This window comes from Streptomyces sp. NPDC001157, from assembly GCF_053598255.1.
The window spans coordinates 27,413-41,246 of record NZ_JBSFJW010000046.1 but is presented as its reverse complement, the minus strand read 5'-3'; the positions used below and the strand labels follow the sequence as shown (position 1 = coordinate 41,246).

Here is a 13,834-nt window from a genome sequence, read left to right as displayed (position 1 = left end):
GGGGTGCCGCCTGCGCCCACCCGTGCCGCCCCAGGCGGCACGGGTGCTCGCAGGCTAGGCAGGGGTCGTGCTTACCGTGTGGCCGTAGCGGAGCAAGTTGTCCGGGTCGTAGTGGGACTTCGTCCTGGTCAGGCGGGTGTAGACCTCGTCCGACCAGGCGCGCGCCCGGTCCTTCTCGTCGCCCGGCCTGCCGTGGAGGTTGACCATCGTGTGGCCGGTGCTCCACGGGGACATGGTGTGGTGGAGGGTCTTCGTGGCTGACTCCACTGCCGCTGCCATGTCCGGGTCGGGCAGGACGCCGACCGTTTCCAGGAGGTAGCTGGCGTCGCGGGCGCAGATGGCGTCCTCGACGGGGGCCGGGCGGGCGAGTTCGCCGCCCATGTGGCGGAGTTCGATCAGCAGGAGCGGGAGGTCGGGGACGGCCGGGCCCGCCCGGTCCAGGAACGCCGTCCGGGCGTCCGGGGGCAGCGTCCTGAGCAGGGTGCAGGCCTCGCGGGCGGGGAGCGGGTCGTGCGGGTCCAGGTAGATGCGGTCTATGGCGGCGTACGGCATTTCCTCCACCGTGTCGATGGCGACCGGTGCGGCCCGGCGGATGGGGGTCAGGAGGTTCTCGCCCTCCTTCGCGTCGCCGGTCCAGGCGAGGGCGACACGGGCCCAGAAGCCGCCGCGCAAGGGCTCGGGGACCTGCGGGATGGGCGGCAGGCGCAGGATCGTGTATGCGCTGCACATCTCGATGGGCAGGGTGGTCGTCCAGTCGGCCCAGGTGTGCAGGACCGTCTCCGCGTGTTCGCCGGGGAAGTAGATCCCACCGCCGAGGACCGTGGCGACCGGGACCAGCTCGAAGGTCAGCTCGGTGACCACGCCCACGTTGCCCTTGCCGCCGCGCAGCGCCCAGAAGAGGTCGGGTTCGGTGTCGGCGGTCACCGTGCGCAGGGTTGCGTCGGGCGTGACGACCTGGACGGAGCGGACCCGGTCGGCCGCGTAGCCGTAGGTCCGGCCGAGGACGGGCAGACCGCCGCCCAGGGTGTAGCCGACGACGCCCGCGTCCGAGGACGAGCCGTTCAGCGGGGCCAGGCCGTAGGGGGCGGCAGCCTCCAGGACGTCGCGCCACCGCGCGCCGGCGGCGACCGTCGCCGTGCGTTCGGCCGGGTCGATCGTCACGTCGGTCATGCGGGTGGTGCTGATGAGCAGGCCGCCCTCGATCGGGAAGTTCGCGCCGTGGCCGGTGGCCTGAACCGCCACCGGCGTCCGGGTGGCCCCTGCCCAGCGCATCGCCGTCACGATGTCGTCGACGCCTGCCGCTCCGACCACGACGTCCGGGTTGTGGAAAGCCGACAGGTTGAAGCCGGTGACCTCGGCCACGTAGGCGTCGTTGCCGGGGCGCAGTACGGGGCCGTGGATCTCGGACAGGGCGAACAGGTCCGGCGCCTGATGCGGGGTGTGGCGGGTGGCGGTCATCTCGTCCTCCTCCTTCGCGCAGGCAGGGCGGCGTGCGCGGCGAGGGGACGGGGGCCCGGTCCTTGCTCCTTGCTGTTCTCAGGATGGACCCGGGGGTTGCGGGGCGCATCGCGGGGGCGACCGCCTGCTCAGGCCCGACATACCGTCGGCAAAGGTACCTGTGGGCCGGGCGTAGCGTAGGTGCATGACGAAGTACGGATCCTTCCCCGGCACGCGGCCGCGGCGGCTGCGGACCACCCCCGTCATGCGGCGCATGGTCGCTGAGACCCGGCTGCACCCGGCGGACTTCATCCTCCCTGCCTTCGTACGCGAGGGAGTCTCCGAGCCCGTTCCGATCTCCGCCATGCCCGGCGTCGTCCAGCACACGCGGGACAGCCTGAAGAAGGCGGCCGCCGAGGCGGTGGCCGCCGGGGTCTCCGGGATCATGCTGTTCGGTGTGCCGGAGGAGGAGAAGAAGGACGCCCTCGGGACGCCGGGGACCGATCCGGACGGGATTCTGCAGGTTGCGATCCGCGATGTGCGGGCCGAGGTCGGGGACGACCTCCTCGTCATGTCCGATCTCTGTCTCGACGAGACGACCGATCACGGTCACTGCGGCGTGCTCGACGCGGAAGGGCGCGTCGACAACGACGCCACGCTTGAGCGGTACGCCGAGATGGCCCAGGTCCAGGCCGACGCGGGCGCCCATGTGGTGGGCCCCAGCGGGATGATGGACGGGCAGATCGGGGTCATCCGTGACGCGCTCGACCAGATCGGGCGGGAGGACGTCGCGATTCTCGCCTACACGGTGAAGTACGCCTCCGCGTTCTACGGCCCGTTCCGGGAGGCCGTCGGGTCCTCCCTGAAGGGGGACCGGAAGACGTATCAGCAGGATCCCGCCAATGTGCGTGAGTCGCTGCGGGAGTTGGCGCTCGACCTCGAAGAGGGCGCCGACATGGTGATGGTGAAGCCGGCGGGACCGTTCCTCGACATCCTCGCGCGGGTCGCGGACGCGTCGGACGTACCGGTCGCCGCCTACCAGATCTCCGGCGAGTACTCGATGATCGAGGCCGCCGCCGAGAAGGGCTGGATCGACCGCGACCGGGCGATCCTGGAGACGCTGACCGGCATCAAGCGGGCGGGCGCGCAGAACATCCTCACGTACTGGGCCACCGAAGTGGCGGAAAAGTTGCGCTGATCCGGGCTACGGATGGGGATACGTCAGGCCTCGAATCGGCCACCGGACGGCCTCGGAATGCACTCGGTTCGGCAACGGAAGCAACTCGGATCCGCGAACTGACCCCTCCCGCGCCGCGGTTGCCCGCTGTTCTCCGTGATCAGCGGCGGGGCCGGGGTCGATTCGCGGTGGATCTGTCCGAAAAGCGCTCAACCGATGTGCTGTACACGCCGAATTGACGAGTTCTCGTCAGTGTCCTTACCTTCTCGCCTGGCCTGATCCGTTCCGGATGGTCCGAACGTCGATCCCTGGGGGACACAAGTGAGCTGGTTCATCGAGGCGCTGAAGAAGTACGCGGTGTTCAGCGGTCGTGCGCGCCGCAAGGAGTACTGGAACTTCGCGCTGTTCGTCGGAATCATCTACGTGGTTCTGCTGGTCCTTGCCCTCGCGACCAAGAGCTCGGCCGTCTTCGGTGTGATCGCTGTCTTCTACCTCGGCATCCTGCTGCCCGGCCTGGGCGTGTCCGTCCGCCGTCTGCACGACACGGGCCGCTCCGGCTGGTGGATCCTCTTCGGGCTCGTCCCGCTCGTCGGCGGTATCACGCTGCTGGTCTTCCAGTGCTCCGACAGCCAGCCGGGCGAGAACAAGTACGGCCCGAACCCGAAGGAAGCGGCCCTGGCCCACGCCTGATCGTCTGTGCTTCGAGGCCGCCCGGTTCATGACCGGGCGGCCTCTTCGCGTGCCGTACGGCGGGAGCGTGCGCGGCGGGAGCGTGCAGGGAGCGGCTGGTTGCCGGGCCTTCGTCCCGAAGGCCCTTCCCGTCCCTGCATCCCGTCAGCGCGAACGCGGCGAGTACCAGGGCGGTGACGGCGAGGAGGCGGGTACGAGCGGCTCGGGCGGGCATGGTGGTACGTGCCTTCCGGTGAAGGTGGGCTGGGGGCTTCCAGCCTGAGCGGTGATCGGCTCCGCGCGCCACAGTCTGCGGGCGATTCGGGACGCCGAAGCCGGGGGACAGCCTCTGACCTGCGTGGATGTCGCGTCCCAAGGGCTCGATACGGGACGCTTCGGGGGGCCGGGAGCAGCCCGGACTCCCTGAGGGAACGGTCCGTCCGTATCGCGGAAACCTGCTTGTAGACAGCATGTACATCCCTAGGCTGCGGTCACGAGCCGCCGTCACCACAGCCGAAGGAGCCGTGCCATGACCGTCGCACCCGCCTTTGCCCCCGTCCCGCCGCTCGCTGCGCGGGCCAGGTCGATCGGCGGTTCGCCGGTACGGGACATCCTCGCCGTCACCGCCCGCCCCGAGGTGATCAACTTCGCGGGCGGGCTGCCGGCACCGGAGCTGTTCGACGCGCAGGGGGTCGCGGAGGCCTTCGGGGCGGTGCTCGGCACGGCGTCCGCGCAGGCCCTGCAGTACTCCACGACGGAGGGCGAGCCGACGCTGCGGGGCGCGCTCGCCGCCCGGACGGCGGCCCGCGGGCTGCCCACGGACGCCGACGACATCCTGGTCACCACCGGCTCACAGCAGGCCCTGTCCCTGCTGGCCACGGCGCTGCTGGAGCCCGGGGACGTCGTCCTCGTCGAAAGCCCCTGCTACCTGGCGGCACTTCAGGTCTTCGCGTTCGCCGGCGCGCGCGTGGTGGCCGTGCCCGGAGACGGCGACGGCGTCGACCCCGGGGCCCTGGAGGAACTGGTGGTGCGGGAGCGGCCCAAGCTGCTGTACACCGTGCCGACCTTCCAGAACCCGACCGGCCGCACCATGCCGGCCGACCGCCGGGCGGCCGTCGCGGCAGTGGCCGCCCGCCGGGGGCTGTGGATCGTCGAGGACGACCCCTACGGCGAACTCCGCTTCGAGGGCGAGCGGGTGCCGTGGATCGCCTCGTACGAGGAGGCGGCCGACCGGACCGTACTGCTCGGCTCCTTCTCCAAGGTCATGGCGCCGGGCCTCAGGCTCGGCTGGCTGCGGGCGCCCAGGGAGCTGCGGCGCGCATGCGTCGTCGCCAAGCAGGCCGCCGACCTGCACACTCCGACCCTCAACCAGCTGGCGGCGGCACGGTATTTGGCGGACCGTGACCTGGACGCCCATGTGGCGCGGGTCGCGGGCGTCTACCGCGAGCGTCGGGACGCCATGCTCGCCGGGCTGGCCGAGGCACTTCCCGACGACTCGGCCTGGGCCCGGCCCGAGGGCGGCATGTTCCTCTGGGCCCGCCTCCCGGAGCCGTACGACACCACCGCGCTGCTGCCGCAGGTGGTGCGGCACGACGTGGCGTACGTCCCCGGCGCACCCTTCTACGCCGGCGAGCCCGACCGCTCGACCCTGCGGCTGTGCTTTGTGACGCAGACGCCGGAAGAGATCCGGGAGGGCCTCAGAAGGCTGGGGGAGGGGCTGCGGAGCTAGGCCGTCCCGTTTGGGACACGCCCGTAACGCAGGCCGGGATGTGACGTTATTGAGAACGCCAGAAACAGTCACATTTCGTACATGGAGGTCTCACATGGTCGTCGCTGCTCTGCTCGTTGGTGTGGCTGTCATCCTGAAGCACCTTCTCGGGATCTGAAGACAGCCCCCTACGCCGCGGTCGAGACCGGTGTGCCCACCACCGGACCGGCCGCGGCGTCTGTGTGCGGTGGGTCTGCGGCGGACCGTCAGTCCCACCAGAAGTGCCAGGCCGACTGGTTGAGGAGCTGGTGTTCGGCGTAGGCGGTCACGGTGGTGTCCGCGCTCTGAAGGATGTTGTCCGGGCAGAACGCGAAGTGCTCCGCGGCGACGGCCTCCGCCTCGGCGAGAGTGGTGGGCGGAGCGGCGACGGACACCGTCAGCTGGTCGAAGCCGAGCGCCACGACCCGTATGCCGAACCTGTCCTCCCAGGAACGGAGCACGGAGCACAGCCGCGCGGTGTCGCCTTCGTGGTTGTCCGGGCCCGTCCAGCCGATCGCCGCCGGTATGTCGGCGCTGCGGCGGGCGGGGACGAGGGCGAGACGGGGGTCCTTGAGGGGGCCGCTGCCTGCAAGGACGGTGTCCACGAGGGTGGAGGCGGCTGCGTCGGGGTCGGCGGTGGTGCGCAAGGCGGGCGCGAGGCCGGGCCACTCCTCGCCGTCCGCCGCACACTCCTCCCAGTACTCCGCCAGCACCTCCTCCGGGTCGTGATCCCCGGGGTACGACATCTCGCCGGGTGCCGGCTCCCACTCCTCCGGACCCCCGAAGTCACCGCCGACCTCGACGAGCACGGGAAGCAGGCCGACCCCCGGCGCGGTGCGCTGCAGTGCGTCCCAGGCGCCGGGCGCGGGCAGCTCGTCCGCGACCCAGAGAAGGGGTTCGTGCCAGGGCCCCTCGTCGGTCTCGTCGACCAGCCGACCGGGCGGGAGGCCGAGGCCGAGGGCGGACAGACGGGGGAGCGGGTTGGGAAGAGTCGCCATGTCAGTGACTGTAGAGCCAGCCACTGACAACGCCGGTTTCAGGCGGTGGCGGCGAGGAAGGCGGCCCAGGCTTCGGTGCCGACCTGGAAGGTGGGGCCTTCGGGGTTCTCGGAGATCCAGTGGCTGCCAAGCTGACTTTCGGCGTAGACGAGCTGCTGGTGGTCAGGGTTCTCCAGGATGGTGAACGGGCCTCCCAGGCCGGCGTGCGAGGGCGCGTCGAGAGGCAGGATCTGGAGGGCGAGATGCCGGAGTTCGGTGAGCTCGCGCAGGTGCTGGAGTTGAGCGCGGCGGACCTCTGCCCCTCCGAACCGGAGATGGAGCACCGGCTCCCAGACGACGAAGCTCAGCGTCGGAGGAGACGTTCGATGCAGGATCTCCTGAAGGCCGATTCGCTCCGCCGTCCTGGCCTCGATCTCGCCCTCGTCGTACGCGGGTACGCGGTCCCGGAAGAGCGCGCGGGCGTATTCCGGAGCCTGCAGCAGGCCGGGCAGGACGATGCTCTCGTACCAGGACTGGGCAACGGCCTCTCGCACATGCACCTTGAACTGCTCCGCATTCAGCGGAAACTGATCCATCTCCGGCAGGTTCTCGACCCCCGCCAGCAGCACGCCCTTCGTATCCAGAAGTTTGTCCAGAGCGGCGGCGAGATCCGGCAACAACGCCCGCCTGCCCTGCTCGATCGACGAGATGGTCTCGACGTCCAGTCCGACCAGTGCAGCGAGACTGGTCTGCGTGTGGTCGGCCACCCGTCGGGCGGCGGCCAGTTGCTTGCCCAGCATCTTCATGGACGAGGCGTTCTTCCTGCGCTGGCTCATCGTGACCTCATTTCCCCCTGGGGTCGTACGAGCGTTCGTGTGAGCTCGTACGGCATAGCTGTACTAGCTCACTCACTGCCTCACCCCAGTAGCTCTATGTGACCTTCGTCCCGTGAACACCGAAACCGAACTCCCCCACCAGCTCGACCAGTTCTTCCCTCGGCACCGCCGCTCGGTCCCCGCCGCCAGGCAACTCACCGCCTGGGCGCCGCCCTTCCGGGGACTCGCCGACTGGCCGCGCGCGGACGACGTCTCACTGTGCGTCAGCGAGCTCGCCACCAACGCCGTCCTGCACGGTGTCCCACCCGGGCGCGGGTTCCTTCTCCGTGTCCGTCGCGACGGTGGCGTACTCCGGGTCGAGGTGCACGACAGCGGGGACGGCACCCCTTGTATCGCCGACCACGCCGACGAAGGCGGACGCGGTCTGCTGCTCGTCGCCGCGCTCAGTGACAAGTGGGGTGTGGACGTGCGGGATCCCGGCAAGATCGTGTGGTGTGAGTTCGCGTTGCCGCTACGGTGTTGAGCGGCTGTCAGCCGTGACACGTAGGGGGAACGATGGCCGACGAACCGCTGCTCGCGCGCCTGCACTTCGGGCGTGAGGACGCCGAGCGGGATGTGACGGAGGGGCTCCTGTTACGCGGCGGCTTTCTGCCCAACGCCGCCTATCGCGCCGCCCTCAGCGGGCGCAAGATGCTGATCATCGGGCGCAAGGGGTCCGGCAAGAGCGCCGTATGCATGCAGCTGATGGCGGACCGCGGGCAGCAGCACTCCGGGCGGGTGCTCGTGACGCCCGACGAGGCGGCCGGCGAGGAGATCCGGCGGTTCGAGCTGCAGGGGCTGCCGGGGGACAGTGCCAAGGCGCTCATCTGGCGGTATGTGTTCGCCGTGCACGCCGCCCGGCACCTCGTGGCGCATGCCAAGGACGCGCACGGCAAGCGGCCCGACTCGGTGAAGGCCCTCGGCCGGTTCCTGAAACAGAACGGCGAGGACACGGGCGGCGGACGGCTGGTGGACCGGCTCGCACATGGGGCCCGAGGGCTGCAGACCTCCTTGTCGCTGGAGGCGTTCGGGGTCAAGGCAGGGCTGGATCTGGCGCAGGCGCCGTCCGAAGGGGCCCAGGCCGTACGGCAGCTGGAGGTCGTCGAGGGCGGTGTGGCGCGGGCCTTCGGCGACCTGGCCTGCGACAGCGCGCACGGGCCGTTCCTGCTGATGGTCGACCAGTTGGAACAGGTGTGGTCGGCGGAGGCGGACAGCGTCTCGATGGTGGTCGGGCTGTTGTTGGCCGCCAAGCACGCAGCGGGGCTGTATGGGCGCGCGGTGCGTTTTCTGCTCTTCCTCCGCGCCGACATCTACGACTCGCTCGCCTTCGGGGAGGGCGACAAGTACCGGGGCGACGAGCTGCGGATCATCTGGAGCGAGGAGGCGTTGCGCGATCTCGCGCTCGCTCGGGCGCGGGCTTCGGCGGGGGCGGGGGTGAGCGCGGAACAACTGTGGGGTGAGGTGTTCCCGCGGACCGTGGAGGGGGAGGAGACGGCCTCCTACCTCTTCCGCCGGTGTCTGCCCCGGCCGCGCGATGCCATCCAGTTCCTCAACAAGTGCCAGGAGAACGCCTGGCTGGTCAACGGACGGGACCGGATCAGCGAGGCGGACGTCCGGGAGGCCGGCCGCGAGTTCTCCCGATGGAAGCTCAAGGATCTCGCCGGGGAGTACCAGGTCGCCCACCCCTTCCTGCGGAATCTGTTCCCGCTGTTCCAGAACAACGGGTACGTCGTCGCACGGGCGGCTCTCGGGGCGCGCTTCGAGGCGGCAGTGGGCTCGCTCCACGCTCTCTTCCCCGCTTACGCCGACGCGTTGACGCTGCCCGGTGTCGTCGACGTCCTCTACAGCGTGGGCTTCCTCGGTGTGCGGCGGGGCAACGACGTCGTCTTCCTCGGCGACGACGACCTGCCGGTCCAGCCGCATGAGACGGAGTTCCACATCCATCCCTGTTTCCGGGCGGCCCTGGGCGCGACGAGCGCGATCGACCTGCGGCGCTTCGAGCCCTACGGGGATCTCCAGGTGGGCAACCGTGTGGTCCAGAACAGCTTCGTCGGTGACCAGGTGCTGACGGTCTCCAACCGCGAGGACCGGTTGGCCGGCGAACTGAGGCGCTCCTGCAACTCGATCCTCGCCCAGGCCGGCCGGGCCGTGGACCTGACTCAGGACGCCCAGGACGAGATCCTCCAGCGGATCAGCCACCTGCTCGAACGCATCCCGGTGGGACGGGTGCCCGCCGCCGACGCGGACGACCAACTCCTCGCCGCCGCCCATTACTTCGACAGCCTCGCCGCCCAACTCCTGGCCAGCGGCCTGGACGAAGGCACCGGCGGCGCGGGCTCGGTCGCCCGCCGCATGCAGGACGAGGCCCGGCGACTGCGCCGGACGGCGGGTGGCTCGTACGGCAGCTCGTTCAACTCGGCCGGGGGGTAGTGACGGCGTACCGTACGGGTGGGGCGTCGTACGGGAACGGCGTTCTGTGGACGGGGGAGGCGGACGGTGCAGGGCGTACTGCTCGCCGAGCGGTTCCGGATCGGGGAACGGCTCGGTTCGGGTGGCATGGGCGAGGTCTGGGCCGCGCAGGACGAGCGGATGCGGCGGGCCGTGGCGGTCAAGCTCGTGCACGCGATGTTCGGGACGCGGGAGGCGGAGACGCGGGCGCGGTTCCGGCGCGAGGTGCAGCTGGCCGGGCGGCTGTCCCACCAGCGCATCGTGACGGTTCACGACTGGGGTGAGGTGACGGTCGGCGGGCGGCCGGTCTTCTACCTGGTGATGGAGCTCGTACGGGGGCTCTCGCTGGCGAAGCGGCTGACGGAAGGCATCCCTGCGTGGCCGGTCGCGGTGGGCTGGGGCGTGCAGATCGCGCAGGCCCTGGACGCCGCGCACCGGGAGGGGGTCGTCCACCGGGACATCAAACCGGCCAACGTGCTGATCACGCCGGAGGGGACGGCGAAGGTCCTGGACTTCGGGGTGGCGAAGTTCATGGGCGAGACGATGAGTGCGCACGAGCTGACGGTGACGGGCGCGCTGCTGGGTTCGCCGCCCTACATGTCGCCCGAACAGGCCGAGGGAAAACGGGAGTTGGACCACCGCAGTGATCTGTACTCGCTGGGGTGCCTGCTGTACCACGCGGTGACGGGGCGTCCGCCGTTCGTGAGCGGCAGTCCGCTGGCGGTGCTGCGGATGCAGATGGACGAGACGCCGATGGCGCCGGGTGAGGTGGTGGAGGGGGTGCCGTGGGCCCTGGACGAGCTAGTCCTGAGCCTGCTCGCCAAGCGCCCCGGGGACAGGCCGGCCGATGCCGCCGCCGTCCATGACGCGCTCAGCACGATACTGGTGGAGCAGGCCCTCGTGCAGGGCGGAGGCCGCCTTCTTGAGGCCGCCCAGCTGGGGTACGGCGGCTCTGTGGCCCAGCGGATTCTCGACAAGACGCTGGACATGTGGCGGGCGGCCGCGAACCGGAAGGAGGAGGCGGAGGCCCAGGCCGAGGCGGTGCTCCGCGAGGCCCGTGCGGACGCGGAGGAGATGTACGGGGACGCGTACGCGAAGCAGCGCGAGGCCGAGCGGATCCTCAAGGATGCGGAGGAGGAAGCGCTGGGGGTGCGTGCGGAGGCGGAGCGGGTGCGAGCCGCCGCGGTCGCCGAGGGAGCCAAGGGCGCGGTGGCCGAGACAGAGACCGGCAGTGGTCGGCGAGGTGGCTCCGTCGACTTCGAGATGGTCCGGAGGGGCTATGACGCCGAGCAGGTGGACCTGAGCATCGATCGGCTCCTCGCCGAGCGTAACGCTGTGATGAGCGAGGTCGCAGAGCTGGAGCACAAGGCCACGGATCGGCTTTTGGCGCTGTCCTCGGAAGCCAGACTGTCCCTGCCGAAGGAAGTGAACGACCGCATCAAGGACATCTTCTCCGCACAGGGAGCGACTCCCCCCGCCCATGGTCCGAGCCGGGGCGTCAACACCCCGCCCTACGGCTTCGAGCTCGTGCGACGCGGCTACCACCGGACTCAGGTGGACGAGTACATCGACACACTCAGGGGCGAAGTCGACTGGCTCAGGCACCGCAGGACCGCCGTGGAATCTCTGCTCGACAGCCTTCCCGGCACACCCTAGACAGCCCCCCGCTCGCCCCGCAGCACCCCCGCCACCACCGTCGTGACGACCCTCCGTACCGCCTCGTCGTCCGGCGGCCCCGCCTCCCGGTCCACGTACAGCAGATGCGCCGCGCCCAGCAGGGTCCCGGCGAGGACCTTCGCGTCCGCGTCGGCCGTGATGCGGCCCAGGTCCCGCTCGGCGGTCAGGTACCCGGCGAGCATCACCGCAGCCTCGGCCAGCAGCGGGATGCCTCTCGAACCGGCCGCGCGCAGCCGGGCCCGTAGTTCGTCCCGGGCGATGACCAGACCGACGACGGCCACCGCGACCGCGTCGAACAGGTCCGTCAGTGCGTCCGTGAGGTTATCGGTGACCGTTCCGGTGCCCGCGGCGGTGCGAAGGGCGGCGGAGCGGTCCTCCAGTGCGGCGATACGGCCTCCCACCAGCTCCGCCAGGAACGCGTCGAAGTCCGCGAAGTGCCGGTGCAGGACGCCCTTTGCGACACCCGCCTCCTCCGTCACCGCCCTGCTGGTCAGTGCCGTGGGACCGGCGCGCAGGAGGATGCGTTCGGCTGCTTCGAAAAGCTGTCTGCGGGGGTCGCGGATGGCCACGCCTGTCGGCATACGGGGATTCTCCTCGCCTCGGTGAGTGGGCGCGCGCCCATTGACGAGTGGGCATGCGCCCACCCATAGTGGGCGCATGCCCACTTTAGCGTCTCCATCGAACCAGTCCCCCGGCGAGCCCCACCGCCGCCGCGACGTCGCCGAGTCCTACGGCGCCGATGCCGAGCGCTACGACCGGGCCCGGCCCCGCTACCCCGAGGCCCTCGTGGAGCGGATCGTCGCGGCGAGCCCCGGCTCCGACTTCCTCGACGTGGGGTGCGGTACGGGCATCGTCGCCCGCCAGTTCCGGGCGGTCGGCTGCCGCGTGCTCGGCGTCGAACCCGATGCCCGGATGGCCGGACTGGCGCGGCGGCTCGGTCTGGACGTCGAGGTGGCCGCCTTCGAGGAATGGGAACCCGGTGGGCGGGAGTTCGACGCGGTGGTCGCCGGTACGGCCTGGCACTGGGTCGACCCGGTCGCCGGCGCGCACAAGGCGGCCCAGGTGCTGCGGGCAGGCGGACTCCTGTCGGCCTTCTCGAATGTCCCCCAGCTCCCGCCCGACCTCGCCGAAACCGTCGCCGGCATCTGCGAACGCGTCGTGCCTGACGCACCGTTCGACATGGCGGCGGCCCTGCGCAGGCGTGCCGCCGACGCATACGGCGGGCTGCTCGACCTGGCTGTCGACGGCATCCGCGCGGCCGGCGTCTTCGGCGAACCCGAACGGTGGCGGCACGACTGGGAGTTCACCTACACCCGAGACGCCTGGCTGGACGTCATGCCCACCCAGGGCGCGTTCACCCGCCTCCCCGCCGACCGGTTGGCGCAGGTCCTGGAGGGCGTGGGAGCCGCCATCGACGCACGGGGCGGCAGCTTCACCGCGTCCTACGCGACGCTGGCGGTCACGGCCAAACGGAACTGACGACCTCCCGGCGGCGGCCATACTCGTGAGGGAGTCCTGAGACAGATCGCCGTCGGGAGAGAGACCGTTGCTGAACGAGGTGCTTGCCGGGCGTTTCCGGATCACCGGACTGCTGGGGTCCGGCGGGATGGGCCAGGTGTGGGCCGCTCAGGACGAGCGGATGCGGCGGGACGTCGCGGTGAAGGTCGTCCGTCCGCAGGCCGGGATGGACGGGGAGGAGACCCGTGCCCGGTTCCGGCGCGAAGTGCAACTGGCCGGGATGCTCGCCCATCAGAACATCGTGACCGTGCACGACTGGGGGGATACGACGGTCGACGGGCGTCCCACCCTGTTCTTCGTCATGGAGCTGGTGAAGGGACAGTCCCTGGACCGGCGGCTCAAGGAGTCGACGCCGGCCTGGCCGCTCGCCGTGGGCTGGGCCGCGCAGATTGCCGAGGCACTGGACGCCGCGCACCGGCAGGGCATCGTCCACCGGGACATCAAGCCCGCCAACGCCCTGCTCACTCCGGACGGGACGGTGAAGGTCCTGGACTTCGGGGTCGCGAAGTTCATGGGCGAGACGATGAGTGTGCACGGGCTGACGGCGACGGGGGACGCACCTCGGGGCGCCGCTGTAGATGTCCCCCGAACAGGCGGAGGGTGTCCGGGAGCTGGATCACCGCAGTGATCTGTACTCGCTGGGGTGCCTGCTGTATCACGCGGTGGCGGGAGGGCCGCCGTTCATGAGCGGCAATCCGTTGGCGGTGCTGCGGATGCAGGTGGACGACGCGCCGGTCGCGCCGGGGCAGGTGGTCAAGGGGCTCCCCGGGGCCCTGAACGACCTGATCCTGAGCCTGCTCGCCAAGGACCCGGGGAGCCGCCCGGCGGACGCGGCGGAAGTCTGCGAGACCCTGAGCGCCCTCCTCGCCGACCACGCGGCGACGGCGCCCGGCGAGAATCTCCTGGACCTCGCCCAACTGGGCCACCACCACTCGGTACCGGGTCGCATTCTGAGACGGACCTGGGAGCAACTCACCGAGGCGCGGGTCAGGGCCGAGGAACTGCTGACGGCGGTCGAGCGGAGGAAGGCCGCGCTGGAGCGGGAGGCCAAGGAGCTCGGGGCCGTGATCCAGAAGGCCACCACGCCGACGCCCGCGGAGGGCCGCCGGGTGGACGAGGAGGACTACTACTGGCTCTTCAGGCAGTCCATCAACGGCCGCTACCCCACGGCGGACCGGTTCCAGGAGGACCTGAGGATGAGGTACGGCGTCTCACTCCCGCCGGATGTGGTCCTACGCATGGTCAACCGCTTCACCCACCGCTTCAACGCGGAATTGGAGGAAGACCACATCGCGTAGAGCCCGCACGA

The 13,834-nt window shown here is 70.6% G+C and carries 13 protein-coding genes; 9 read left to right on the top strand and 4 right to left on the bottom strand.

Going from position 1 to position 13,834, the window contains the following annotated elements:
- Window positions 1–54: 54 nt before the first annotated feature.
- Window positions 55–1,458 carry an FAD-binding oxidoreductase gene (locus ACWDAG_RS42650; protein WP_450700957.1) on the bottom strand — a complete coding sequence of 468 codons (1,404 nt, stop codon included), beginning with the start codon at window positions 1,456–1,458 and terminating at the stop codon, window positions 55–57.
- A 184-nt stretch (window positions 1,459–1,642) separates the two neighbouring features.
- Here ACWDAG_RS42650 and hemB point away from each other — a divergent pair, with 184 nt between their 5' ends.
- From hemB to ACWDAG_RS42635, 3 genes are all read left to right on the top strand, one after another.
- Window positions 1,643–2,635 (top strand): porphobilinogen synthase, encoded by a 993-nt coding sequence (hemB, locus tag ACWDAG_RS42645; RefSeq protein ID WP_450700956.1) that lies wholly within the window; start codon window positions 1,643–1,645, stop codon window positions 2,633–2,635.
- Window positions 2,636–2,935: 300 nt separating this feature from the next.
- A complete protein-coding gene (locus ACWDAG_RS42640) occupies window positions 2,936–3,304 on the top strand; it encodes a DUF805 domain-containing protein (protein WP_450700955.1) in 369 nt (122 codons plus the stop codon).
- A 508-nt stretch (window positions 3,305–3,812) separates the two neighbouring features.
- Entirely contained in the window at window positions 3,813–5,012 is a 1,200-nt protein-coding gene (locus tag ACWDAG_RS42635) for an aminotransferase-like domain-containing protein (RefSeq protein WP_450700954.1), read from the top strand.
- A gap of 245 nt (window positions 5,013–5,257) precedes the next feature.
- On the opposite strand, the gene ACWDAG_RS42630 is transcribed toward ACWDAG_RS42635, so the two are convergent.
- Together ACWDAG_RS42630 and ACWDAG_RS42625 are read right to left on the bottom strand one after the other, a co-directional pair.
- On the bottom strand, window positions 5,258–6,028 hold the full coding sequence (locus ACWDAG_RS42630; protein WP_450700953.1) for a DUF4253 domain-containing protein: 771 nt from the start codon (window positions 6,026–6,028) through the stop codon (window positions 5,258–5,260).
- A gap of 38 nt (window positions 6,029–6,066) precedes the next feature.
- Window positions 6,067–6,843: a helix-turn-helix domain-containing protein gene (locus ACWDAG_RS42625; RefSeq protein ID WP_450700952.1), complete on the bottom strand. Its 777-nt coding sequence runs from the start codon at window positions 6,841–6,843 to the stop codon at window positions 6,067–6,069.
- 112 nt (window positions 6,844–6,955) lie between these two features.
- Here ACWDAG_RS42625 and ACWDAG_RS42620 point away from each other — a divergent pair, with 112 nt between their 5' ends.
- The 3 genes from ACWDAG_RS42620 to ACWDAG_RS42610 all read left to right on the top strand — a co-directional run bounded on the left by ACWDAG_RS42620 (window position 6,956) and on the right by ACWDAG_RS42610 (window position 10,986).
- Window positions 6,956–7,366, top strand: coding sequence for an ATP-binding protein (locus ACWDAG_RS42620; RefSeq protein ID WP_450700951.1), 411 nt, complete (start codon window positions 6,956–6,958; stop codon window positions 7,364–7,366).
- A gap of 32 nt (window positions 7,367–7,398) precedes the next feature.
- A complete protein-coding gene (locus tag ACWDAG_RS42615) occupies window positions 7,399–9,312 on the top strand; it encodes a P-loop ATPase, Sll1717 family (protein WP_450700950.1) in 1,914 nt (637 codons plus the stop codon).
- A 66-nt stretch (window positions 9,313–9,378) separates the two neighbouring features.
- Window positions 9,379–10,986 (top strand): serine/threonine-protein kinase, encoded by a 1,608-nt coding sequence (locus ACWDAG_RS42610; RefSeq protein ID WP_450700949.1) that lies wholly within the window; start codon window positions 9,379–9,381, stop codon window positions 10,984–10,986.
- Here ACWDAG_RS42610 and ACWDAG_RS42605 read toward each other — a convergent pair.
- Window positions 10,983–11,588 carry a TetR family transcriptional regulator gene (locus tag ACWDAG_RS42605; protein ID WP_450700948.1) on the bottom strand — a complete coding sequence of 202 codons (606 nt, stop codon included), beginning with the start codon at window positions 11,586–11,588 and terminating at the stop codon, window positions 10,983–10,985. The two genes, ACWDAG_RS42610 and ACWDAG_RS42605, sit on opposite strands and share 4 nt — an antisense overlap.
- Window positions 11,589–11,664: 76 nt before the next feature.
- Between ACWDAG_RS42605 and ACWDAG_RS42600 the strand changes: the two genes are divergently transcribed.
- From ACWDAG_RS42600 to ACWDAG_RS42590, 3 genes are all read left to right on the top strand, one after another.
- Window positions 11,665–12,486, top strand: coding sequence for a class I SAM-dependent methyltransferase (locus ACWDAG_RS42600; protein WP_450700947.1), 822 nt, complete (start codon window positions 11,665–11,667; stop codon window positions 12,484–12,486).
- Window positions 12,487–12,553: 67 nt separating this feature from the next.
- The gene (locus ACWDAG_RS42595; RefSeq protein WP_450700946.1) at window positions 12,554–13,153 is read left to right on the top strand and encodes a serine/threonine-protein kinase; all 600 of its coding nucleotides are present in this window, start codon (window positions 12,554–12,556) and stop codon (window positions 13,151–13,153) included.
- A complete protein-coding gene (locus ACWDAG_RS42590; RefSeq protein WP_450700945.1) occupies window positions 13,104–13,823 on the top strand; it encodes a hypothetical protein in 720 nt (239 codons plus the stop codon). The genes ACWDAG_RS42595 and ACWDAG_RS42590 overlap by 50 nt, the downstream gene beginning before the upstream one ends.
- The last annotated feature ends 11 nt before the right edge of the window (window positions 13,824–13,834 follow it).